The sequence below is a fragment of the Ectopseudomonas khazarica genome (assembly GCF_004521985.1).
Taxonomy (GTDB): Bacteria; Pseudomonadota; Gammaproteobacteria; order Pseudomonadales; family Pseudomonadaceae; genus Aquipseudomonas; species Aquipseudomonas khazarica.
Window position 1 is genome coordinate 35,617 of sequence record NZ_SBHZ01000011.1, and the last position, 22,618, is coordinate 58,234.

The 22,618-nt window shown below is 65.4% G+C and carries 21 protein-coding genes; 8 read left to right on the forward strand and 13 right to left on the reverse strand.

Annotated features, from left to right (window positions below):
* Nucleotides 1-11: 11 nt before the first annotated feature.
* Nucleotides 12-2,066 carry a putative bifunctional diguanylate cyclase/phosphodiesterase gene (locus tag EPK82_RS15290; RefSeq protein ID WP_037049246.1) on the reverse strand — a complete coding sequence of 685 codons (2,055 nt, stop codon included), beginning with the start codon at nucleotides 2,064-2,066 and terminating at the stop codon, nucleotides 12-14.
* 303 nt (nucleotides 2,067-2,369) lie between these two features.
* Between EPK82_RS15290 and EPK82_RS15295 the strand changes: the two genes are divergently transcribed.
* Both EPK82_RS15295 and EPK82_RS15300 read left to right on the forward strand, forming a co-directional pair.
* The gene (locus tag EPK82_RS15295; protein ID WP_134677095.1) at nucleotides 2,370-3,665 is read left to right on the forward strand and encodes an ammonium transporter; all 1,296 of its coding nucleotides are present in this window, start codon (nucleotides 2,370-2,372) and stop codon (nucleotides 3,663-3,665) included.
* A gap of 2 nt (nucleotides 3,666-3,667) precedes the next feature.
* Nucleotides 3,668-4,312, forward strand: coding sequence for a hypothetical protein (locus EPK82_RS15300; protein WP_037049242.1), 645 nt, complete (start codon nucleotides 3,668-3,670; stop codon nucleotides 4,310-4,312).
* A gap of 66 nt (nucleotides 4,313-4,378) precedes the next feature.
* Here EPK82_RS15300 and sodB read toward each other — a convergent pair whose 3' ends face one another.
* The 8 genes from sodB to EPK82_RS15340 all read right to left on the reverse strand — a co-directional run bounded on the left by sodB (nucleotide 4,379) and on the right by EPK82_RS15340 (nucleotide 12,828).
* Complete coding sequence (gene sodB, locus EPK82_RS15305; RefSeq protein ID WP_037049239.1) at nucleotides 4,379-4,960, reverse strand: superoxide dismutase [Fe]; 582 nt, start codon at nucleotides 4,958-4,960, stop codon at nucleotides 4,379-4,381.
* Between the two features lie 196 nt (nucleotides 4,961-5,156).
* Nucleotides 5,157-6,488, reverse strand: a complete 1,332-nt coding sequence (locus EPK82_RS15310; protein WP_134677096.1) for a DUF58 domain-containing protein — start codon at nucleotides 6,486-6,488, stop codon at nucleotides 5,157-5,159.
* Nucleotides 6,485-7,534 carry an AAA family ATPase gene (locus EPK82_RS15315; protein ID WP_037049236.1) on the reverse strand — a complete coding sequence of 350 codons (1,050 nt, stop codon included), beginning with the start codon at nucleotides 7,532-7,534 and terminating at the stop codon, nucleotides 6,485-6,487. The genes EPK82_RS15310 and EPK82_RS15315 overlap by 4 nt, the downstream gene beginning before the upstream one ends.
* Complete coding sequence (locus EPK82_RS15320) at nucleotides 7,531-8,718, reverse strand: DUF4350 domain-containing protein (RefSeq protein WP_037049233.1); 1,188 nt, start codon at nucleotides 8,716-8,718, stop codon at nucleotides 7,531-7,533. Before EPK82_RS15320 ends, EPK82_RS15315 begins: the two co-directional genes overlap by 4 nt.
* The gene (locus EPK82_RS15325; RefSeq protein ID WP_134677097.1) at nucleotides 8,715-10,292 is read right to left on the reverse strand and encodes a DUF4129 domain-containing protein; all 1,578 of its coding nucleotides are present in this window, start codon (nucleotides 10,290-10,292) and stop codon (nucleotides 8,715-8,717) included. Before EPK82_RS15325 ends, EPK82_RS15320 begins: the two co-directional genes overlap by 4 nt.
* Nucleotides 10,279-11,259 (reverse strand): stage II sporulation protein M, encoded by a 981-nt coding sequence (locus tag EPK82_RS15330; RefSeq protein WP_134677098.1) that lies wholly within the window; start codon nucleotides 11,257-11,259, stop codon nucleotides 10,279-10,281. The genes EPK82_RS15325 and EPK82_RS15330 overlap by 14 nt, the downstream gene beginning before the upstream one ends.
* The gene (locus EPK82_RS15335; protein WP_134677099.1) at nucleotides 11,256-11,981 is read right to left on the reverse strand and encodes an RDD family protein; all 726 of its coding nucleotides are present in this window, start codon (nucleotides 11,979-11,981) and stop codon (nucleotides 11,256-11,258) included. The genes EPK82_RS15330 and EPK82_RS15335 overlap by 4 nt, the downstream gene beginning before the upstream one ends.
* 88 nt (nucleotides 11,982-12,069) lie before the next feature.
* Nucleotides 12,070-12,828, reverse strand: a complete 759-nt coding sequence (locus EPK82_RS15340; protein WP_134677100.1) for a hypothetical protein — start codon at nucleotides 12,826-12,828, stop codon at nucleotides 12,070-12,072.
* Between the two features lie 182 nt (nucleotides 12,829-13,010).
* On the opposite strand from EPK82_RS15340, the gene sbcB reads away from it, so the two are divergent.
* Nucleotides 13,011-14,438, forward strand: a complete 1,428-nt coding sequence (sbcB, locus tag EPK82_RS15345) for an exodeoxyribonuclease I (RefSeq protein ID WP_134677101.1) — start codon at nucleotides 13,011-13,013, stop codon at nucleotides 14,436-14,438.
* A 227-nt stretch (nucleotides 14,439-14,665) separates the two neighbouring features.
* Here sbcB and mvaT read toward each other — a convergent pair whose 3' ends face one another.
* Nucleotides 14,666-15,040 carry a histone-like nucleoid-structuring protein MvaT gene (gene mvaT / locus EPK82_RS15350; RefSeq protein WP_037049221.1) on the reverse strand — a complete coding sequence of 125 codons (375 nt, stop codon included), beginning with the start codon at nucleotides 15,038-15,040 and terminating at the stop codon, nucleotides 14,666-14,668.
* 301 nt (nucleotides 15,041-15,341) lie between these two features.
* Here mvaT and purU point away from each other — a divergent pair, with 301 nt between their 5' ends.
* The 3 genes from purU to EPK82_RS24795 are packed head-to-tail and all read left to right on the forward strand — an operon-like array spanning nucleotide 15,342 to nucleotide 16,842.
* Nucleotides 15,342-16,193, forward strand: coding sequence for a formyltetrahydrofolate deformylase (purU, locus tag EPK82_RS15355; protein ID WP_134677102.1), 852 nt, complete (start codon nucleotides 15,342-15,344; stop codon nucleotides 16,191-16,193).
* Nucleotides 16,194-16,238: 45 nt separating this feature from the next.
* Nucleotides 16,239-16,685 (forward strand): CBS domain-containing protein, encoded by a 447-nt coding sequence (locus EPK82_RS15360; RefSeq protein WP_037049210.1) that lies wholly within the window; start codon nucleotides 16,239-16,241, stop codon nucleotides 16,683-16,685.
* Nucleotides 16,666-16,842 carry a hypothetical protein gene (locus EPK82_RS24795; protein ID WP_167494362.1) on the forward strand — a complete coding sequence of 59 codons (177 nt, stop codon included), beginning with the start codon at nucleotides 16,666-16,668 and terminating at the stop codon, nucleotides 16,840-16,842. The genes EPK82_RS15360 and EPK82_RS24795 overlap by 20 nt, the downstream gene beginning before the upstream one ends.
* 43 nt (nucleotides 16,843-16,885) lie before the next feature.
* Here the strand turns inward: EPK82_RS24795 and EPK82_RS15365 are convergent, their stop codons facing one another.
* On the reverse strand, nucleotides 16,886-18,763 hold the full coding sequence (locus tag EPK82_RS15365; protein WP_047585782.1) for a methyl-accepting chemotaxis protein: 1,878 nt from the start codon (nucleotides 18,761-18,763) through the stop codon (nucleotides 16,886-16,888).
* Nucleotides 18,764-18,919: 156 nt separating this feature from the next.
* Here EPK82_RS15365 and EPK82_RS15370 point away from each other — a divergent pair, with 156 nt between their 5' ends.
* The gene (locus EPK82_RS15370) at nucleotides 18,920-20,395 is read left to right on the forward strand and encodes a helicase HerA-like domain-containing protein (protein ID WP_037049206.1); all 1,476 of its coding nucleotides are present in this window, start codon (nucleotides 18,920-18,922) and stop codon (nucleotides 20,393-20,395) included.
* 11 nt (nucleotides 20,396-20,406) lie between these two features.
* Here EPK82_RS15370 and EPK82_RS15375 read toward each other — a convergent pair whose 3' ends face one another.
* Nucleotides 20,407-20,628, reverse strand: a complete 222-nt coding sequence (locus tag EPK82_RS15375) for a hypothetical protein (protein WP_037049204.1) — start codon at nucleotides 20,626-20,628, stop codon at nucleotides 20,407-20,409.
* Nucleotides 20,629-20,868: 240 nt separating this feature from the next.
* Nucleotides 20,869-21,744 (reverse strand): aldose 1-epimerase, encoded by an 876-nt coding sequence (locus tag EPK82_RS15380; RefSeq protein WP_134677103.1) that lies wholly within the window; start codon nucleotides 21,742-21,744, stop codon nucleotides 20,869-20,871.
* A gap of 100 nt (nucleotides 21,745-21,844) precedes the next feature.
* Between EPK82_RS15380 and EPK82_RS15385 the strand changes: the two genes are divergently transcribed.
* Nucleotides 21,845-22,600 carry a FadR/GntR family transcriptional regulator gene (locus tag EPK82_RS15385; protein ID WP_037049198.1) on the forward strand — a complete coding sequence of 252 codons (756 nt, stop codon included), beginning with the start codon at nucleotides 21,845-21,847 and terminating at the stop codon, nucleotides 22,598-22,600.
* The last annotated feature ends 18 nt before the right edge of the window (nucleotides 22,601-22,618 follow it).

Below are 22,618 nucleotides of genomic sequence, written 5' to 3' on the forward strand. Positions count from 1 at the left end.
TCTGTATGCGCTCAGAGCGTGGCGGCGGAGCTCAGGCGTCTGGCCTGCTTGAGGAAGAGGGTCAGGTCGCGTGCCGGCAGTGGCTTGCTGTACAGGTAGCCCTGACCTTCGTGGCAGCCCTGGGCGATGATGTAGGCCTCCTGCTCGGCGGTTTCCACGCCCTCGGCGATGACCTGCATGCCCAGGCTCTTGCCGAGCTGGATGATGGCGCGAACGATGGTGGCGTCATCCTCGTCTTCCAGCAGGTCCTGCACGAAGCTCTTGTCGATCTTGATCTTGTCCAGCGGCAGGCTCTTCAGGTAGCTCAGCGAGGAGTAGCCGGTACCGAAGTCGTCGATGGCGATCAGCGCGCCGGAGCGGCGCAGGCTCAGCAGGTGCTGGGCAGCGGTGCTGATGTCTTCCATCAGGCCGGTCTCGGTCACCTCCAGCTCCAGGCTCTTCGGCGGCAGGCGATAGACCTGCATCAGGTTGTTCACCACCCGGGGCAGCTCGGCGTGGTGCAGCTGCACCGTGGACAGGTTGACCGCCATGCGCAGGTCGCTGAAACCCTGGTCGTGCCATTCACGCAGCTGGCGGCAGGTCTGATCGAGGATCCACTCGCCGATGGGGATGATGGTGCCGTTCTGCTCCGCCAGCGGGATGAACAGGTCGGGCGGGACGAACCCGTGCTGCGGATGCTGCCAGCGCAGCAGGGCCTCGACGCCGACGACGCGATGGTCGCGGTAGTCCACCTGCGGCTGGTAGACCAGGTGCAGCTGGTTCTGTGCCAGTGCGTCGCGCAGGTCCTTCTCCAGCTCGCGACGGCGACGCATCTCGCTGTCCACGCTGGCGATGTAGAACTGGTAACGGTTGCGCGAGCGGCTCTTGGCCAGAGTCATGGTCTGTTCGGCTTTCTGCAGCAGCTTCTCGGTGCTGTCGCCGTCTTCGGGGAACAGGGTGATGCCGATGGTGGCGCGCAGGCGCACTTCGTGCTGGTCGAGCAGGAAGGGCAGCTCCAGGTCGTCGAGCACGCTCTGCGCCAGCTCGGCGGCCTCGTAGGGTTGTTCGATGTCGGCCTGAACCAGGGCGAACTGGTCACCGCCCAGGCGCGCCAGGGCGCCGAGGCGCCCGCTGTGGCTGCGCAGGCGGTCGGAGAGGGCGAGCAGCAGCTGGTCACCGCTCTGGTAGCTGAATTGCTCGTTGATGCCCTTGAAGTCGTCCAGGCCAACGCAGAGCACGGCGACGCGGCGTTGCAGACGGCCGGCGTCTTCGAGGATCTGGTCGAGTTGCTGCTGCAGTTGCTGGCGATTGGGCAGGCCGGTGAGGAAGTCGTACTGGGCCATGCGCAACAGGCTGTTCTCGGCCTCGCGGCGCAGATGGGTATTGCGCTCGATGGAGGCCAGCAACTGGTTGGCGGTATTGATCCACAGCCCCAGTTCGTTCTGCTCGTTGCCCTTGAGCATGGGCAGCTTGTGTTCGCTGGGGCGGTCGGGGTTGATGTTGGTCAGGTGCTCGATGATCTTCGACAGCGGCTTGGTCAGCAGCCAGTGATAGACCAGATAGAGCACCAGGCCCATGGCCATGGCCCGCAACACGCCGGAGACGAAGATGATCACCGAGTTGGTGACGAAGCTCTCGCCATAGGCGGCGGTGTCGAGGGTGATGTTGAGGTCGCCGTAGTACTCGCTATAGGGACCGCGCCCCACCAGCTTGGTGGAGAACTGCTGTTCCTGGCCGAGGATCGGGTCGGTCAGCCAGCGTGTCGGTATCTGCGCCAGATCCCGGCTGCGCTCGGCGAGCATGGGTTCGTTGGGATGGCCGATGGCGGCGTAGCGCACCGACTCGTGCTGGAACAGCCCCTCGATGACCTGCATGCCCATTTCCCGGTCCAGGCTGTACACCGCCTGGGTCGAGGGGTCCCGGAACATGCCGAGGATGCGCTGGGCGTCGTTGGATACTGCCTGGCGCGTCTTGTAGGCATCGAACACGATCTGCGCGCAGCTCAATACCACCCCGACCACCAGTGCCGAAAGCAGCACTACGCGGAGCAACTTGAGCGACAAGCTGTTTTTCAATTCCAGCTTCAAAGGCAATTCCTTATGTCGATGCTTACAGCGTCAGTCAGACGAGAGTATTGGCAATCTCGTTCTAGCCGTCAAAGGGCCATCATGCCTGGTGGCACTTTTTATTCCATAAGGAACGGTCCTGGTGCGAATCGATGCCATCGGCATCACTCCCTGCTTTATGTCGGTGCGATTCTGCCGGACTTGAGGCCCTTGGTCGCCTTGGCCGTTCGTCGGCCCCATGCCGGCTGAGGCGCGACATCCCTTGGCACTGGATGCTGGCACAAGAGTTGCGAAGTCCGGGCATCGATCGGAAGGGGGTTCGTGATGAAAACACTCGTGCTGTTGCTCGTCGCCGTCGGCTTCGCCCCTCAGGCCCATGCCGCCTCGGAGGAGGCGACCAATACGGCCTGGCTGGTGCTGGCCAGCGTGCTGGTGTTCTTCATGCAGGCGGGCTTCGCGTTGCTGGAGAGCGGCATGTCGCGGGCCAAGAACGCGGTCAACGTGATGATGAAGAACTACATGGACTGCTGCGTCGGCGGCATCGTGTTCTGGCTGCTGGGCTTCGGCCTGATGTTCGGCGCCAACCTCAGCGGCTGGTTCGGCATGAGTCACTTCGCGCTGAACCAGGCCGAACCCTGGGATTACACCTTCCTGCTGTTCCAGATGATGTTCGCCGCGACCGCCGCCACCATCGCCAGCGGTGCGATGGCCGAGCGTACGCGCTATGGCGCCTACCTGGTTGGTGCGTTGCTGATCAGTGGCGTCATCTACCCGATATTCGGCAGCTGGGTATGGGGCGGGATGTACGGTGGTCAGGGCTGGCTGGCCAAGCTGGGTTTCGTCGACTTCGCCGGGTCCACCGTGGTGCACAGCATTGGCGCCTGGTGCGCGCTGGCCGGAATCCTGGTGCTCGGACCGCGCCTGGGGCGTTTCGCCGCCGATGGCACGCCGCGCATGATTCCCGGGCATAACCTCGGCCTGGTGGCGCTGGGCGGCTTCATTCTCTGGGTGGGCTGGTTCGGCTTCAATGCCGGCAGCAACCTGGCGGTCAGCAGCAGTCTGGGGCTGATCGCCCTGAACACCCATCTCGCCGCCGCCGCCGGGGCGCTCGGTGCGTTGCTGGCACAACGCAGCACCGCCAGCCCGATACTGCTGACCACGACGGTCAACGGCTCCATCGGGGGGCTGGTCGGCATCACCGCAGGTTGTGCCAGCATGGCTCCGGGGTTCGCGCTGCTCAGTGGCCTGGTCGCCGGCTTCGTGGTGGTCTACGGCATGCGCCTGCTCGACCGCCTGCAACTCGACGATGTGGTCGGCGCGGTGCCGGTGCACGGCTTTGCCGGTATCTGGGGCACGCTGGCCGCCGGGTTGTTCTACCAGGGCGACCTGTTCAACTGGGCGCGGGTCGGGGTGCAGGCCCTGGGGGTCGTGGCGGCCTTTCTCTGGGCGTTTCCGCTGTCCCTGCTGGTCTACCTGCTGTTGGCCAAGACCATCGGCCTGCGTGTCTCCACGCAGCACGAACAACGTGGGCTGGATTTCGCCGAGCATGCCGAGGTTGGCTACCCGGAATTCAACCAGACGCAGACCTTCGATAGCGAGCAGTGGTCGAGGAGGGGCTGAGGATGAGACTGAGTCTGCGGCGTCGGGCGATCTACACCGGGCTGGTCGGGCACTTCTCGGAGGAGGAGGTGTGGCCGTTGCTGGCGCTCTGGGAAAACAAGTACGCGGAGCAGCCACCTTTCGCCCTGAACGAGTTCCTCGCTGAGGTGGTGCTGCGCACCGAGCGCAAGCTGGAGCGCGCCCGCCTGTACCGGGAGCTGGTGGGGGCGTTGACCGGCCCACCTTCGCAGCTGCTGCCGGACCCGGAGGAGCAGCTGGCCGCATGGCGCCAGGGGCGCAACGAGGCGGTGAGGCGGGTGGCGACACCCGATGCGGCGGCGCAGGCGACCTTCCTGGCCCTGGGCCAGGCCTTGCTGGAGCAGCTCGATGCGGCGCAGCAGGCGGCCTTGCGCGGGTTCGCCGCCGGCAACCTGGCCGGCATGGAAGTGGGGCCGGAACTGACCACGCAGCTGCGCACCTGGTTCGAGCAGGGCAGTGCCGATGGCATCGCCGCACTGGGCCTGGAGCAACTGCGCAAGCTGCTCAATCTGCTCTACATCGGCTTGTGCGAGTTTCTCGGGCCGGTGCGCGCCGACCGTGTGCTGAGCCAGGCGGTCAGTCGCGTGGAGGAGCGCGGGGCGGCGTTCTCGCCGAGGCGCCTGCTGTGAATGCAGGCGGCAGATACGAAAAACCCGGCCATCGAGGCCGGGTTCTTCGGATTACGGGGCTTGAACTCAGGCCGCGTAGTTCTGGGCGACGAAGTCCCAGTTGACCAGGTTCCAGAACGCCTCGACGTACTTCGGACGCAGGTTGCGGTAGTCGATGTAGTAGGCGTGTTCCCATACGTCGCAGGTCAGCAGCGGGGTGTCGCCGCTGGTCAGCGGGCAGCCGGCGCCGATGGTGCTGGCCAGGGCCAGGGAGCCGTCGGCCTTCTTCACCAGCCAGCCCCAGCCGGAGCCGAAGGTGCCGATGGAGACCTTGCTGAACTCTTCCTTGAACTTGTCGAAGGAACCGAAGGCGGCGTTGATGGCATCAGCCAGGGCGCCGGTCGGCTGACCACCGCCGTTCGGCGACAGGCAGTTCCAGTAGAAGGTGTGGTTCCAGATCTGCGCGGCGTTGTTGAAGATGCCGCCCGAGGAGGTCTTGACGATTTCTTCCAGGCTCTTGCCTTCGAACTCGGTGCCCGGCACCAGGTTGTTCAGGTTTACCACGTAGGTGTTGTGGTGCTTGCCGTGGTGGAATTCCAGGGTCTCGGCGGAAATGTGCGGCTCGAGAGCATTCTTTTCGTAAGGCAGCGGCGGCAATTCAAAAGCCATGGTCTATCTCCTACTCAGGTCGTGTGCGGTATGCGCAAGGCCGATCACGGGCGGCCCGTAAGCGGCGTGGAGTCTGTACTCCTTGCGCCGCAGACTCGCGATGATAGCACCCGGTCTCGGCCATAACCACGCAACATCTGTGTGGGAAAGCCGATGCCAGGGCCTTTGCGTCAGCGCGTTGGACCGTCCCGGGCGACTAAAGTGCGCCGGCTTTCTTCCAGGCCAGGTAGCTGCTGACCAGTTCCGGCCCCAGTTCTCCCGGACGGGCGTCGAGCACCGGCACGTCGTGCGCGGCGAGGCGTTCGTGCAGGTCGGCGCGGGCGTTGAGATAGTCCAGCGTGCCGCAGTAGGCGATGGCCTGGTCGAACTGCTCCACCGGCGTCTGGCGCAGGCGGTCCAGCGCTTCCTCGCGCAGGCTGGCGATCAGTACCCGGTGCTGGCGCGACAGGCGACGCACGGCGGCGAGCAGTTCGTGGTCGTCTTCGTCGCGCAGGTTGGTCACCACCACCACCAGCGAGCGACGACGCTGGCGGGCCAGCAGCAGGTCCGCCGCCGCGCTGAAGTCGGCCGGCAACTGGCTGGTTTCCAGGTCGTAGACGGCGTTGAGCAGCACGTTCAGCTGCGCCGGTCCCTTGACCGGGGCCAGGTAGCGCGGCTGCTGACTGGCGAAGGTCGCCAGGCCGACGGCGTCACCCTGGCGCAGGGCCACGTAGCTCAGCAGCAGGCAGGCATTGAGGGCGTGGTCGAAGTGCGACAGCTCGTCGTCCTGGCTGCGCATGCGGCGGCCGCAGTCGAGCAGGAAGACGATCTGCTGATCACGTTCGTCCTGATACTCGCGGGCGATGGGGGTGCGCTTGCGTGCGGTGGCCTTCCAGTCGATCTGGCGCAGGGTGTCGCCGTCGCGAAACTCGCGCAGCTGATGGAACTCCAGGCCCAGGCCGCGACGGGGACGCTGGCGCACGCCGAGCTGGCTGAGCCAGTCGTCCACTGCCTTGAGTTGCGCGCCGTAGAGGCGGGCGAAGTCGGGGTAGACGCGGCTTTCACCCTCGAGCTGCAGCACGCGCCTGGCCTGCCACAGGCGCAGCGGGCTGGGCAGCAGCAGCTCGCAGCGGGCGAAGTGGAAGTGACCGCGTACCAGCGGCTTGAGACGGTAGCTGACGCGCGTCTGCTGGCCGGGATGCAGGCTGATGAGCTGCGGCAGGTGCTCGAATGCCATGCCCTCGGGGACATGATCGAACACCTCGATCTCCAGCGCCTGGGTGAAGTCGTGGTGGGCGGTCAGCTGCACCTCGCTCCAGCGGCCGAGCGGCAGGTTGCCCGGCAGTTCGCGCTGCAGTCGCGGCGAGGGGCGCTGACGCAGCCAGAAGCCGTCGATGATCGCGATCGCCGACAGCGCCAGCGCCAGGCCCCAGGCCATGGGGAGCAGGCTCTGCGCGAGGTCGACGCCGAGCAGGGGCAAGGCGCCGAGGAGCACCGCGGCGGCGAACAGGCCGGCGAGTAGCCCGAGGAGCAGGCGCGAGGGTTTCATAGGCGAGGAGCCGGCACCTGATCGAGCAGTTGTTGCAGCACCTGGTCCACCGACAGCCCCTCGATGTCCAGCTCCGGGGCCAGGCGCACGCGATGGCGCAGCACGGCCAGCGCGCAGCCCTTGATGTCATCGGGCAGGACGAAGTCGCCGCCACGCAGCAGGGCACGGGCGCGGGCGCCGCGTACCAGGGCGATGGAGGCGCGTGGCCCGGCGCCCATGGCCAGGCCAGGCCAGCTGCGGGTGGCCCGCGCCAGGCGCACGGCGTAGTCGAGGACCTGATCGTCGAGCGGCAGGTCGCTGGCGATCTTCTGCAGGGCCTGCACGTCCTTGGCCTGCAGCAGCGTACGCAGCGGGCTGACCTCGAGCATGTCGGCCTTGGCCGAGCGGGTCACCTGGCGCACCATGTTCAGCTCTTCGTCCTGCTCCGGATAGTCCATGCGCAGTTTGAGCATGAAGCGGTCGAGCTCGGCTTCCGGCAGCGGGTAGGTGCCTTCCTGCTCGATCGGGTTCATGGTCGCCAGCACCATGAACGGCAGCTGCACGGGCAGGGCGCGCCCTTCGAGGGTCACCTGGCGCTCCTGCATCACTTCGAGCAGGGCGGCCTGGGTCTTGGCCGGTGCCCGGTTGATCTCGTCGGCGAGCAGCAGGTTGGTGAACACCGGGCCCTTGCGCAGCTTGAACTGCTCGCTCTGCATGTCATACACGGCGTGGCCGGTGACGTCACTGGGCATCAGGTCCGGGGTGAACTGGATGCGCGCGAACTCGCCGCCGAAGCAGCGGGCCAGGGCCCGCACCAGCAGGGTCTTGCCCAGGCCGGGGACGCCTTCGACCAGCACGTGACCGCCCGCGATCAGCGCCGTGAGCACGTCGTCGATCACCGCGCTCTGGCCGATCACCGCCTTGCGCAATTCGGCGCGCAGGGCCTGGGCCAGCTGGCTGGCACGCTGGCGCTGCTGCACCTGCGGGTTGCCTGGGGCGGCGGCCGGCGCGGCGGGAGCGGCGGCCTGCGGCGGAAGGTTGTCGGTATCGGGCGTCTGTTCACTCATAGGGCATTCCTGAGGGTTTGCAGGTGGGCGACCTGGCGGGTGAAGTCGCTGGCGGAAAGGCGTTGTGGTGGCAGCGGGCGCATGGCCTGGCTGATTTCCCTGGCGGGCAGCCGGGTCAGGCGACCGAGCACCTGCCACTGTTCGGCGACGGCGAGTTTCTCGAAGCCGGGGTAGCGGCGTCGGGCTCGGCGATTGATGTCCTGTTGCAGGTGCTTGAGCAGGCTCTGCTGGCCGCCGTGGCGCAGGAGGAAGTCGGCGCTGCCGCGCAGGTGCTCTTCGAGCTGGCGCCGCGCGCGGCTGGCAGGTGCCTGCAGCGGCCCGTGGCGCATGCCCACGTGCCAGAGCCCGGCTGCGATCAGCAGGGCGAGCAGGACCAGGGCCAGGGGGAAGTGGCGCAGCAGGAGCCTGGCCAGGCCATCGCTGTCGGCGTGGTAGACCAGGGTTACCGCGCTGTCCTGGCTGAGGTACCAGAGCAGCCAGGCGTGATCGTATTCGTCGATGTTGCGGTTCTGCCAGATCCACGGATCACTGAGCACGGTGATCAGGCCGTCGCCGTGATACAGCTGCAGCAGGTGCGTGGCCGCGTCGCTGTTGGCCCAGGCGTGGGCGCGGTTCTGTGCGTCGTACAGGTGGTAGTCGGTGTCGAAGGCGATGTAGGCCGGCGCCTCTTCATTCTCCAGGTAGAGCTTGGTCAGCTCGGGATAGGCATCGCTGTCGTCGTGTTCCTCGTCCGCATCGGCGGCTTCTTCCTCTTCCTCGTCCAGCTCGTCGCTCATGTATTGCTGGATGCCGAGCAGGTCGAGCAGCAGATCGCCGCTCTTGCCTTCCTCTTCGTCCCACAGGCGTTCGGCGATGAACAGCAGGTGACCGCCGTTGGCCGTCCACTGCAGCAGATGCTCGACCTGGCGTGGCGTCATGTCGTTGCGGTCGGTCAGCAGCATCAGGGTCTGGCCTTCGCTGGGCAGTCCGTTGAGCACGTCCAGGCCGTCGGCGCGCACGACCGCGATGCCCCGTCGGCGCAGGAAGTGCTCGGCCGCGAGGTAGGGGCTGCTGGCCACTTCCGGCGCTGGCCCGTGCTCGACCACTTCCTCGTAGGATTCCAGCTTGCCCAGCAGGTAGATGGCCAGCAGGCCGACCACCAGCAGCAGGCTCGCGCCAAGGGCGAAACCGACGCGCCGGCTCATGCGGGTTGCTCCGTGCCGAACAGGTCGCGCCAGCCCTGGCAGAGGTTTGGCCGCAGCGCCTCGGCAGGCGTTCGATGCCCGTAGGCCAGCGCCTGCCAGTGCAGGGTCAGCAGGCGGCTGTAGGCTTCCAGTTCCTGCTGCTGGAGCGCGACGACCAGTTGCAGTACTTCGCCTTCGGTATGCGACTGCTTCAAGGGCAGGCGGTGTTGATGCAGCAGGCGGCTGAGCAGGGCGCGGTAGAGCAGGCCGAGGGCAGCACGTGGCTGCTCGGCCCAGAGGCGTTCGGCCTCGCTGGCGACATCGTCGGGCAGGCTTTCCGGGGCCAGTTCCAGGCCGAACAGCTGCCTCGGCACCTCCACCTTGCGGCGGCTGGGCAGGCCCAGGCGTTCACCGAAGGCCTGCAGCCATTCGCGGTAGCGCCACAGGATGTAGGCCAGCAGGCCCGCCAGGGCAGCCCACAGCAGCACTTCGAATACCTGCGCGACGATATCCAGGCTCTTCCACCATTCGCTCAGCTTGAACAGGTTCTCGATCATCTGCAGCAGGGCTTTCGCGTCTTCCGGGTCGGCCTCCTCGGCGGATTTCTCCTCACCCAGGCGCCAGCGGGTGACGGTCTCGCGATGCTGGAACGGCGGTTCGTCGAGCAGCGCTTCGATGTCGTCGCGAGCCGCCTGGCTGGTCAGCGGTTGGTGCAGCAGGCGTGGCGCGTCGGGGCCCTGGGCATCGACCGTTTCGCTGGCGGCGGGCGGCGTGTCGGCCCAGGCGTTGCCCGGCAGTTGCGTCAGCAGCAGCGCGCAACCCAGCAGCACGGCATAGGTGCTGCCGGTCAGGCGCTGGCGCAGGCGGCGGAAGGTCAGTTCGATGTCCCAGGCTTCCAGTGCCGTGCGGCGATTGAGGTAGAGGGTGAAACCACAGGCCACGTACACCGGCTCCCAGACGATCAGCAGCAGGACATAGAGCAGGTTAGAGAGGTGTTCGAGCCACAGCCACTCACCGCTGCTGGCGGCGATGACGCTTTCCCAGCTCCAGTTCAGCTCCACCTGCTGCGGCAGCATCATGTAGAACAGCACGATCAGCCCCATCCACAGGGCAAGCTCCAGGTGCATGCCGACCAGGGTCAGCCAGGTGGCCGCGGCGCTGTCGCGCTGGCCAAGAACCACCAGACGCTGGCCGCGCGCCTTGCCGGACAGCCCTTCGAGTTGCAGCACCGGCAGGTCGAAGCTGCGCGTCGGGCTCAGTCGGCGCCAGGTCAGGCTGGCCAGCAGTTGCGGGCGCAGCAGTCCGGGCAGGGCGCGCAGGGCCTGTTTCAGCGAGGGGGTATTGCCGAACAGGGCGTGCGAGAGGATGTACAGCGGCAGGCGCTCGTAGGCGGGCTTGAGCCACCAGAACAGGAATACCGCCCAGCCCGGGTACTGCCACAGCACGGCGCAGAGCAGGGCGAACAGGGGCAGGGTGACCAGCGCCCAGCTGGCCATCAGCAGGCCGGCGTGGCGGCGCGCGAGCAGCACGCCGAGGTCCATGGCCTCCCAGGCGCTGCGCGGGCGAATGGCGACGCTGGCTTCAGTCAGGCGCATGCTGTCTCCGTCCGCCCAGCAGCAGGTAACTCAGCACCAGCAGCCACAGGCCGCTGCCGACGGCGTACTTGATGTCGGGGCTGGCGAAGGTGGTGGACGACCAGAAGGCCTCGATGAAGGCGGCCACCAGGAGAAACAGGATCACCCCGCAGACCAGCTGTATCGCCTTGCCGGCCGCCAGGCGAAGTGCCTCGCCACGGGGCAGGCGCCCGGGGGCCAGCAGGGCCCAGCCGAGCTTGAGGCCGGCGGCTCCGGCCAGGGCGATGGCGGTCAGCTCGAACGCGCCATGACCGATGACGAACGACCAGAACGGCTCGCCGTAGCCGATACGGGTCAGGTGGCCGGCCACGCCGCCGATCATCAGGCCGTTGAAGAGCAGGAAGAACAGGCTGCCCAGGCCAAGCAGCAGGCCGCTGGCGAAGGTCTGAAAGGCGATGCCGATGTTGTTCATGATGTAGAAGCCGAACATCATCCAGTCATCGCCGGAGCCACGCTCGCTGAAGCGGCCGAGGCGACGGGCATCGGGGTCGTACATGTGTTCCATGTTGCTGACCTGATCGGGGCTGACCAGGCTGTAGATCAGCTCCGGGTAGAGGTAGGTCAGCAGCCCCATCAGCCCCAGGCTGCCGAAGAACAGCAGGCTGGCCACGCACACGCTGCGCCATTCGCTGCGTACCAGGCGCGGAAAGCCGCCGAACAGGAAGCGGATGATCTGCGCGCCCAGCTGGCTGCGGTGGCGATAGAACTGCTGGTGGCCGCGCATGGCCAGTTGCTGCAACTGATCGATCAGGTGGCTGCTGTAGCCACGCGCCTGGGCCAGGGCCAGGTGCTGGCAGAGCTGCCGGTAGTCGGCGGCGAAGCGGGTGCAGGCCTGAGCCTCGGCTTTGCCACGCTCGAGCGCGTCGAGCTGGCCGGCGAAAGCCTCCCAGTCGCTCTGGTGGCGGTTCTCGAACAGACTCTGTTTCATGGCGTGCTCCCCAGCAAGCCACGGGCGATGCCATTCAATTGCGGCTCCGCCTGCTCGGCGGGCACCTGCAACGGTTCGGCCAGCAGCGTCGCGAGTTCGGCCCGGCGCGCCGCGGACAACTGCTCGCCACGCTCGGCAAAGCCGAGCAGTGCACGTTGCTCGTTGAGCGTCAGCGGGAACGGTGCCGGCAGCGGCTCCACATCGGGCAGCTGCGGCTTGCTCAGCGGCGCGTCACGGTAGACCACCAGGGTGCCGGCGGCGATGTCGCCGAGACGCTTGAAGGCCGGGTGATTCAGGCAGCTGAGAATGCCCAGGGTGTAGCCGAACGGCAGCAGGTCGACGAAGCGCAGCAGGTTGCGGGTCAGCGAGGCGGCCCAGCCGATCGGCGTGCCGTCATCGTGTACCACGCGCAGACCGAACATCTGCTTGCCGGGCGAGCGGCCCTGGTTGAGCACCTCGAACAGCACCATGTACCACCAGGTGACCAGGAACAGCAGGATGGTGCCCAGGCCCATGCCGAACTGGCCGAGCAGCCCCAGCACGATGAAGGTCACGCCCAGGATCAGGCCGCGGATGGCCAGGTCGATGGCGAATGCCAGGGCGCGAGGCACCAGCCCGGCCGGACGCAGATGCAGATCGATGCCTTCCGGCGTTTCGACCTGATAGCGGGTGTCCAGGGGAGGCTGGTCAGACGGAAGGCTTGCGCTTGAGCGTAAGGGCATCGGCGGAGGGTATCAGGGAAAGCCCGATGCTAGCGAGCGGCGGGCCACGAACGCAACCGGACCCGCGTGGCGGGTCCGGGGCATCGATTTACTGGGCGGCAGGCAGCACGCCGAAAATGGTGCGGTACAGCACGCCCATGGCGACCACCATCAGCGGGATGCTCCAGATCAGGCCGATGCCCAGCGGGATGGCGCTGACCATGACGATCAGGCCGAGCACGATGAACAGGCCGAAGACCTTGAACCAGTGCTGCGTGATGGCCTTGCGCGAGGTTTCCAGTGCTTGCCACGGGGACAGGCCACGCTCGACCACCAGCGGGATCGCCAGCAGGTAGGCCACCGCCAGGTAGATGCCCGGGATCAGCAGCAGGAACATGCCGAGGTAGATCATCAGCATCATCACCACGGCGGTGATGATCAGCGGCACGGTGCGGCCGAAGTGGCTGAAGATTTCGTTGAAGCTCAGCGGCTGGTCGGCGGCGCGGCGGATGCCGACCATGTTGATGCCGGCCATGAACGGATAGGCCAGCGCCGAGGCCAGCAGCGAGATGAGGATTTCGCCGACGATCATCACCAGCATGTTCTCGCTCAGGGCGGTGAAGATGCCGACCACGCCACCGAGGATGAAGGTCGCTGCCAGCAGGACCACGTAGAACACCACGAAGCCGCCGATGATGATGCCCTTGGTGCCTTTGACCCGGTTCCAGGATTCGCTCAGCAGGTCGCCGATGCTGAAGTCGTAACCGCGCGCCAGCGCCTCTTCGATGCTTGGCGTACCACCCTGGGTGGATGGCTGCAGGTCACTGGCCGGAGCGGCATAGGGATTGGGGGTGGTTGCTTCACTCATGTCAGCATCCTTGTCGTTGAGTGGGAAGGGGGCGGTAATCCTAGTGGCAAGGGCGCGCGCCTTACAAGAGGTAGGCGCACGCGGATGCGATGGCTGTGCGCTGGTTCATGCTTCGCCCGGCTCGGTGCGCCCGGACGCGAATGGTAGACTCCCGGCACATTTGCCTCGGAGGGAAGCCGCCCATGACTGCCAGCATCTTCTGGTACGACTACGAAACCACCGGGATCAATCCGCGTTGCGACCGCCCGTTGCAGGTGGCGGGCATTCGTACCGATGAAGCACTCAACGAGATCGGCGAACCGCTGAACATCTACTGTCGGCCCAGCGATGACATCCTGCCGCATCCGGCGGCCTGCCTGGTCACCGGCATCGATCCGCAACGCCTGCAGCAGCTGGGGCTCGACGAAGGCGAGTTCATGACGCGGGTGCATGCCGCGCTCGCGGCGCCGGGCACCTGTGGCGCCGGCTACAACAGCCTGCGCTTCGACGACGAGGTGACGCGCTACAGCCTCTACCGCAACTTCTTCGACCCCTATGCGCGGGAGTGGCAGAGTGGCAACAGCCGCTGGGACCTGATCGATCTGGTGCGCACCGCCTATGCGCTGCGCCCCGAGGGGATCGAGTGGCCGGAGGAGGCCGGGCGCGTATCGCTCAAGCTGGAGAGGCTGACCCAGGCCAACGGCATCGACCATGGCCAGGCCCACGACGCGCTCTCCGACGTGCGCGCGACCATCGGCCTGGCGCGCCTGCTGCGCGAGCGCCAGCCACGGCTGTATGACTTCCTGTACCAGTTGCGCAGCAAGCAGCGGGTGCTGGATCAGGTGCGCCTGTTGCAGCCGCTGGTGCATGTCTCCGGGCGTTTTTCCGCCGCGCGTCACTACCTGGCGCCGGTGCTGCCGCTGGCCTGGCACCCGCGCAACCGCAACGCGCTGATCGTCTGCGACCTGCAGGCCGACCCTGCACCCTTGCTCGAGCTGGACGCCGATACGCTGCGCGAGCGCCTGTACACGCGCCGTGAGGACCTGGCAGAGGGTGAGGCGCCGGTGCCCTTGAAGTTGTTGCACATCAACCGCTGTCCGGTGGTGGCGCCGCTGTCGGTACTGCGTGAGTCGGACCGGCAGCGGCTGCAGCTGGACTGGCCCGCCTGCGAGCGTAACGTGCAGACATTGAAGGACACACAGGCGTCCTGGCAGGCGAAACTTGCCGATGTCTATCGCGAAGAAGCCTTTGCCGGCAGTTCCGATCCTGAACAACAGCTGTACGATGGCTTCATTGGCGACCGTGATCGTCGTTTGTGCGAACAGGTGCGTAATGCATCGCCCGAGGCACTGGCCAGCGATAAATGGCCATTCGACGATATACGCCTGCCGGAACTGCTGTTCCGTTATCGCGCGCGCAACTTCCCCGGTAGCCTGAGTTCCGCCGAACAGCAGCGTTGGCTGGAGTTCTGCAGGCAGCGTCTGACCGATCCACAATTCGGTGCCCCCAATACCCTGGCGCAGTTTCACGCCGCGCTCGAACAGCTGAGTCAAGATTGCAATGCGCAGCAACTGCAACTTCTGCAGCAGTGGCAGGCTCATGCGCAGGCGGTGCAGGCGCGCCTGGCGTGAGGCCATGCAAGTGCCTGGGAGCTGTTGAACCGGGGCGCCAGTTGTCGGCTGGCAGCGGGGCGGTTTATTGCGCGGAGGTATACGCGGTGGCTGTGCCGGCGCTCATGTTGCGGGAACTTTTCGCCGGTCGGCGATAATTGCCTAAAGCTGTTTGCCCGGTCAGTTTCTACAAACGGACGGCAATAAAAAACGCCAGCATGGCTGGCGTTTTGCGCTGCGGGAAAGCATCAACCCAGCAGGGTGGCCCAACCTTCCACGACGTCAGCGCCCCACTTGGCTTTCCACTCTTTCAGGGTCTTGTGGTTGCCGCCTTTGGTTTCGATCACTTCGCCGCTGTGCGGGTTCTTGTACTGCTTGACCTTGCGCGCACGCTTGGTGGCTACAGGTTTGGCCGCACGCGTGCTCTTGCCAACTTTGGCTTCCGGGTCGAGCAGGGCAATGATGTCGCGCAGCGACTTCTGGTATTCGCCCATCAGGGTGCGCAGCTTGCCTTCGAACTCCAGCTCTTTCTTCAGCTTGTCGTCTTGCGACATGTTCTTCAGGCGTTCTTGCAGCTCTTTGATGTTTTCTTCGATGTTGCGGTATTCGTTGATCAGCGACATGGGCATTACCTTGGCGTGAATTATCTGTAAGGGTCAACAGTGAGTGAATAATAGGCGTGCACTTATAGCAAGTAAACAGCGGGGGGTGAAATAACCGAGTTGTGCTGAAACTTCCCGTGTCGTCGCGCTTAGTTCAGTTTGCCTATTTCCGGAGTTTTCCAAGTTTCCCGCTTGGCAGTGCGCCGATTCTTGCGCGCTTGCAGCGCCTGTATTCAATGCGCCGTCAGCCGCGCTGCTACTGCAGTTTTTCAGGCTTGCCGTTAGAATGGCCGCCTTTTGCGCCGTCCTTGGGGTTTTAGTTATGCGTACCTTCAGATTGATCATTTCCTGCCCTGACCGCGTCGGCATCGTTGCCAAAGTCAGTAATTTCCTCGCGACCTACAACGGCTGGATTACCGAAGCGAGCCATCACTCCGATACGCAGAGTGGCTGGTTCTTCATGCGCCACGAGATTCGTGCCGACTCCCTGCCGTTCGACCTGGAGGGTTTCAAGCAGGCCTTCGCGCCCATCGCACGCGAGTTCTCCATGGAGTGGCGTGTCACCGATTCGGCGCAGAAGAAGCGCGTGGTGCTGATGGCCAGCCGCGAATCGCATTGCCTGGCCGACCTGCTGCACCGTTGGCACAGCAACGAGCTGGATTGCGACATCCCCTGCGTGATCGCCAACCATGACGACCTGCGCAGCATGGTCGAGTGGCACGGCATTCCCTATTTCCATGTGCCGGTCGATGCCAGGGACAAGGCGCCGGCCTTCGCCGAGGTGGAGCGTCTGGTCAAGGAGCATCAGGCCGACGTCATCGTTCTGGCGCGCTACATGCAGATCCTGCCGCCGGCACTGTGCACCGAATACGCGCAGCGCGTGATCAATATCCACCACAGCTTCCTGCCGTCCTTCGTCGGCGCCAAGCCCTACCACCAGGCCTCGCTGCGTGGCGTGAAGCTGATCGGCGCGACGTCCCACTACGTGACCGAAGAACTGGATGCCGGGCCGATCATCGAGCAGGACGTCGTGCGCGTCAGCCACCGCGACGATATCGAGGAAATGGTGCGTCTGGGCAAGGACGTGGAGAAGATGGTGCTGTCGCGTGGGCTACGCTATCACTTGGAAGACCGAGTGCTGGTTCACGACAACAAGACGGTGGTTTTCGACTGATCTTGTCGCATGGGCCGGCCCGGTGCATGTCAGAGGAGAACGGCCATGCTCAAGTCCATCAAGGTTCGTGACTATATGACTCGGCGGCTGGTGACCTTCAGGTCGGATACCGATCTGTTCACCGCCATCAACCGGCTGCTGGAGCACCGTATTTCCGGGGCGCCGGTGGTCGATTCGCAAGGGCACCTGATCGGGCTGTTGTCGGAGAGCGACTGCCTGCGTGGCATCCTCTCCGGCGCCTATTACGAAGCCATCGGCGGCACCGTCAGCTCGTACATGACCACCCAGGTCGAGACGGTGACCCCCGAGGCGGACATCATCGAGTTGTCGGAGCGTTTCCTGCGCGGGCGGCGTCGGCGCATGCCGGTGATCGAGGACGGTCGCCTGGTCGGACAGATCAGCCGGCACGACGTGCTCAGGGCGGTCAAGGAATTCGCCCAGCATGAACGCGGTGCCGGCGAGGGGAGTGGCAATGAGCGATCCGTTGGATAAGGCCACGTCCAAGGCGCCGCCGACGCTCGGTGAAGGCTGCGTGCGGCGCTACGACCCGGATGCACTCGGCGACGAGGATGGCACCGATTTCCCCGACGCTGCGGAGCTCTGGCGGCAGCTGCAGGAGCAGCAGGAACGAACCCCCGGGCAGGAATGAAGAAAGGGCGCCACGGCGCCCTTTCTCATGAGCCGGATGTGCCTCAGATGCGGAAGCTGTCGACCAGGTGCTTGAGGCGCACAGCCTGCTGCTCCAGGTCGCCGCAGGCACGCAGGGTGGCCTGGAGGTTCTCCACGCCCTCCTGGTTGAGGGTGTTGATTTCGATGATGTCCATGTTCAGCGACTCGATCACCGAGGTCTGTTCTTCCGTGGCGGTGGCCACCGACTGGTTCATGCCATCGATCTCGCCGATGCGCGCGGTGACCGTGCCCAGCCGTTCGCCGGCCTGGTTGGCGATTTCCACGCTGTCTTCGCTGTAGCGCTGGCTCTCGGTCATGGTGGTGACCGACTCGCGTGAGCCGACCTGTAGCTCTTCGATCATCTTTTCGATTTCCTGCGCCGACTCCTGGGTGCGGTGCGCCAGGTTGCGCACCTCGTCCGCCACCACCGCGAAGCCGCGACCGGCCTCGCCTGCGCGAGCGGCCTCGATCGCCGCGTTGAGGGCGAGCAGGTTGGTCTGCTGGGAAATGCTCTTGATCACCTCGAGAATCTGGCCGATGTCCACGGTCTTGCTGTTGAGCATCTCGATCTTGGCGCAGGCGTCGCTGATCTTGTCCGACAGCTCGCTCATCGAGCGGATCGCCTGTTGCACCACCTTGCCGCCGTCCTCGGCCTGGTGACGGGCATCGGACGCCTGGTTGGAGGCGTCCGCGGCGTTGCGCGCGATCTCCTGGGCGGCGGCGCCGAGCTGGTTGATCGCCGCCGCGACGCTGTTGGTGCGGCTGGCCTGTTCATCGGAGTTGGCCATCGACGAGTTGGAGGCATTGACCACCAGCTTGGCCACTTCGTTGACCTGCACGGTGGCCGACGACACCTCGCGGATCGACGAGTGGATACGTTCGACGAAGCGGTTGAAGGAGCTGGCCAGGGCACCGAATTCATCACCGGATTCGATGTCGAGGCGTTTGGTCAGGTCACCCTCGCCCTGGGCGATGTCCTCCATGGCCTTGCCCATGGTGATCAGCGGTCGCATCAGCACGCGAATGAGCAGGCCCAGCAGGCCGATGATCAGCACCACGGCGATGACCGTGACGATGATCGCCGAGGCACGGAACTCGGTGAGCATCGAGTAGGCCTTGGCCTTGTCCACGGACAGGCCGATGTGCCAGCTGACCGAGGGCAGCCCCTTGACCGGCGTGAAGGTCAGGATACGCTCGCTGCCGTCCAGCGTGGCTTCGCTGAAGGCGTTGCTGATCACGGGGGTGTTCTGTGGATAGACGTCCTTGAGGTTCTTCATCACCAGGCTCTTGTCCGGGTGCACGAGAATCTCGCCGTCGGAGCTGACCAGGAAGGCATAGCCGATGCCGTCGAAGTCCAGCGCGTTGATGATGTCGACCAGGGTCTGCAGGCTCAGGTCGCCGCCCACCACGCCTGCCGACTGCGCTGGCGTGGCGATGGTGATGATCAGCTCGCCGGTCGCGGCATCGACGTAGGGCTCGGTCAGGGTGGTGCCACCAGCGGCCTTGGCGTCCTTGTACCAGGGGCGCACGCGAGGGTCGTAGTCGGCGGGCATTTCCTCGTCGGGGCGCATGGTGAACTCGCCGTTCTCGGTGCCGAGGTAGGTGAAGGCGAAGGATGAGGTCAGGGCCTTCTGCTCCAGCAGCTTGGTCACTCGCTCGGGCGAGCTGTCGTTGCTGATCGACTGCGCGGCACTTTCCACCAGCAGGATGCGCCCGGACAGCCAGTTCTGGATGTTGCTGGCCGTGACGTCGCCCATCTCATGCAGGTAGTTTTCCAGGTCGTCGCGAATGGCGTTGCGCTGCAGGTAGTCGTTGTAGAGGGTGAACAGGGAAAAGGCGACGATCACCACCAACGACGCGGCGAGCAGGATCTTGTGGCTGAACTGCAGGTTTTTAGTCATATCGTCTTGCTTCCGGAGGCCTCTGGAACCAGTCTTGTATTCCACCGCTGCACAATGCGCTGCGCCGCGTAGCTGCCGTGGCACGAGCGCGCCGCTGTTGCTTTCAAGCCTGTATCGTCATAGTTGCAGTAAAGCTTTAACCCAGGGGATGGCAAGATGCCTTTGAATTCGCAGTTCGTATTGGGGGCGGGTAGCGACGGTCAGGCCGTCGGCCAGCCGTTGCGTCTGGCCAACCGTCACGGCCTGATCGCCGGGGCGACCGGTACCGGCAAGACCGTGACCTTGCAACGCCTGATCGAGACCTTCAGTGATGCCGGGGTGGCGGTGTTCGCCGCGGACGTCAAGGGTGACCTCTGCGGTCTCGGCGCCGCTGGCACGCCGCAGGGCAAGGTCGCCGAACGCATCGCCAGCATGCCCTGGCTGAATCACCAGCCGCAGGCGTACCCCGTGACCCTGTGGGATGTGCATGGTCGCAGCGGTCACCCGTTGCGCACCACGCTCAGCGAGATGGGCCCGCTGTTGCTGGGCGCCCTGCTGGAGCTGACCGACAGTCAGCAGGCGGCCCTGTATGCGGCGTTCAAGGTGGCGGATCGCGAAGGCCTGCTGCTGCTCGACATGAAGGACCTGAAGGCGCTGCTCGGCCATCTCAAGGACAACCCGGCGGTGCTCGGCGAGGATGCCGCGCTGTTCACCAGCACCTCGGCGCAGGCGCTGTTGCGCCGCCTGGCGGGCCTGGAACAGCAGGGCGCCGAAGCCCTGTTCGGCGAGCCGGCGCTGCAACTGGAGGATCTCCTGCATCCGGATCGTGACGGCCGTGGCCGCATTCATCTGCTCGATGCCAGCCGCCTGGTGCACGAGGCGCCGAAGGTCTACGCGACCTTCCTGCTCTGGCTGCTGGCCGAGCTGTTCGAGCAGTTGCCGGAACGGGGCGACGCCGACAAGCCGGTACTGGCGCTGTTCTTCGACGAAGCGCATCTGCTCTTCGAGGGCACGCCGAAGGCGCTGCAGGAGCGTCTGGAGCAGGTGGTGCGACTGATCCGCTCGAAAGGCGTCGGGGTGTATTTCGTCACCCAGTCGCCCAGCGACCTGCCCGATGACGTGCTGGCTCAGCTCGGCCTGCGTATCCAGCATGGCCTGCGGGCGTTCACCACCAAGGAACAGAAGGCGCTGCGCGCGGTTGCCGACGGCTTTCGCCCCAATCCGGCATTCGACAGCCTGAGCGTGCTCACCGAACTGGGGATCGGCGAGGCGCTGGTCGGCACGCTGGAGGACAAGGGCACGCCGGCCATGGTGCAGCGCGTGGCCATCGCGCCGCCGCAGTCACGCATCGGGCCGCTGAGCGAGGCCGAGCGCGCGGCGCTGGTGCGCCAGTCGCCGTTGGCAGGTCGCTACGACAAGCCCATCGACCGCGAGTCGGCCTACGAGCTGCTGACCGCCCGTGCCGAAGCGCGCCAGGAGGCGCCGGCCAAGACCGCGCAGAAGCCGCAGAAGGCCGAGCCCGGGCTGGGCGACATGGCCGGCGAGCTGATTGGCAGTGCGATGAAGAGCGCGCTGCGCCAGGCCGCCAACCAGATTGGCCGGCAGCTGGTGCGTGGGCTCATGGGGTCGCTGCTCGGCAGCAAGAAGCGCTGAGCGGAAGGGCGCTAGCCGGCGGCTTCGTCGGCGGCGTCCTGTTTGTCCTGGCGTTCCTTCTCGATCTTCTCGATTTCTTTGTCGAAGGCCTGGTCGAGCAGGCTGGGCTTCTTGCGCCAGGGTTTGCGGTCGGGGTCCGGTTGAGCGGCATAGGTGATGACTTCACCGCCGTATACATCCTTGTAACGCTGCGCCTGGCGCTCTAGTTCTGCGCGCAGTTCGTCTTTCGTCACGGGGTTTACCTGTAGGTTCCTGATCGATCCAGATGACACGCGCAATACCAGATCGATCAGTTTCGGCCTGGCGTGCATGGAAAGTTCGCGTCGACTGGCGGGGGAGCGTGCAATGCGGCATGACATGCCAGCATCGTTCTCCTGTCTCGGTTGTTACGAGTATCTGTAACTATTCGTCGAGAAAAGTTGCGTGGTGCAACGGACAGGCATTATCGCCGACGTCTGATGAATGTCCAGTGATCAGTTGGTCAGCGCCTGGTAGTGCAGGGTGACAGTCAACTGGCAAGTTTGCCCGGGTTGCAGCAAGTGCAGCCCCGGACGCCCCTGCAGATGGTGGGCGTTGACCGGGTGGCTGACCGGCTCGAAACAGAAGAAGGGCTGGTCCTGCGGGCAGAACAATAGAAATACTTCCGTGCCCTGTGCTTCGCAGAGAAGTTGGTAGTCGCCATCGTGCTGAATGATTCGCGCATGACCGGGCCACCCGCTGAAGGCATGGTCGACAACTTGCGCCGGTAATGCAGCGGGGGTGTCGAAGTTCCAGACTTCGGGCAACTCGATCCAGCGACTGGACAACTTGTTTTCATCACTTAACCAGACACCGCTGGCATGCACCTGCAACTGTGTGTGGGCGTTGCGTGGCAGGTAGGGATGCAGGCCGAGACCATACCAGGTGGGCTGGCTCCCCGCATGGGTGGCTTGCAGGCTCAGCTGCAGGCGCCCCGCATCGAGCCGCACCTGCAGGTCCGCGTGGTAGGGGAAGGGGTGCTGGCTGTGCAGCTGCAGCCGGGCGCTGTCCGATGTCACGTTGACCACCTGCCAGGGCTGCTGCCAGGCACTGCCGTGTATGGGCAGTGCCTCATGCTCGGTATTGGCCTCGAGCGCCTGCCAGCCAGCCGGGGTGTCGAAGCCGCCGCCGCCGATGCGGTTGGACCATGGTAGCAACGGGTAGCAGGCCAGGCGTCTGGGATTGCCGGCGGCCAGCGCGAGGTCGTCGCTGTGGCGCAGCAGCGGGCGGCCATCGCTGCGCCGCGTCCAGTTGACCAGGCTGGCGCCCAGCTCCGGGGCCAGGGTCAACTGGGTGAGATCGTCGCCTAACGTCAGCAAGGTCGTCGCCATGTGCCGCCCCTGAGCCTGGATTTGTCGGGAATTCATAGTGTCATCGTACAACCGCTGGGCTATCATTGCCGCACAGTATCAAGTCGAGAGCTCATCCATCATGGAAATGCAGAACGCTCAACCTCGTGCTCGTCGCAAGCACCGCAGCCTGGCCCAGGAGCTGGTGGCGGAGCTGTCGCAGCGCATTCGTGACGGCCAGATCAAGCGTGGTGAGAAGTTGCCCACCGAGTCGGCCATCATGGAAGAACAGGGTGTCAGCCGTACCGTGGTACGCGAGGCCCTGTCGCGTCTGCAGGCCGCCGGGCTGGTGGAGACGCGCCACGGGATCGGCACCTTCGTGCTCGATACCCCCAGCGCCAGTGGTTTTCGTATCGACCCGGCGACCATCGTCACGCTGCGTGACGTGCTGGCCATTCTCGAGCTGCGCATCAGCCTCGAAGTGGAGTCCGCCGGGATGGCGGCGCAGCGGCGCAGCGATGCCCAGCTGAAAGCCATTCGCGAGGCGCTGGATGCCATCAACGAGAGCGTGGCGCATGCCAGTGACGCGGTCTCCTCGGATTTCCAGTTCCACCTGAGCATCGCCGAGGCCACGGGCAACCGTTACTTCACCGATATCCTCAGCCACCTGGGGACCAGCATCATCCCGCGTACCCGGGTCAATTCCGCCAGCCTGGCGCGTGACGATCAGACCCACTACATGGCGCGCCTGGAGCGGGAGCACGAGCAGATCTTCGAGGCCATCGCCCGCCAGGATGCCGAGGCCGCGCGGGCGGCGATGCGCCTGCACCTGACCAACAGCCGTGAGCGCCTGCGGCAGGCGCACGAGGCGGCCGAGGCCGAAGCGCTGCACGGCTGATTCGGCGGCGGTGCGCGT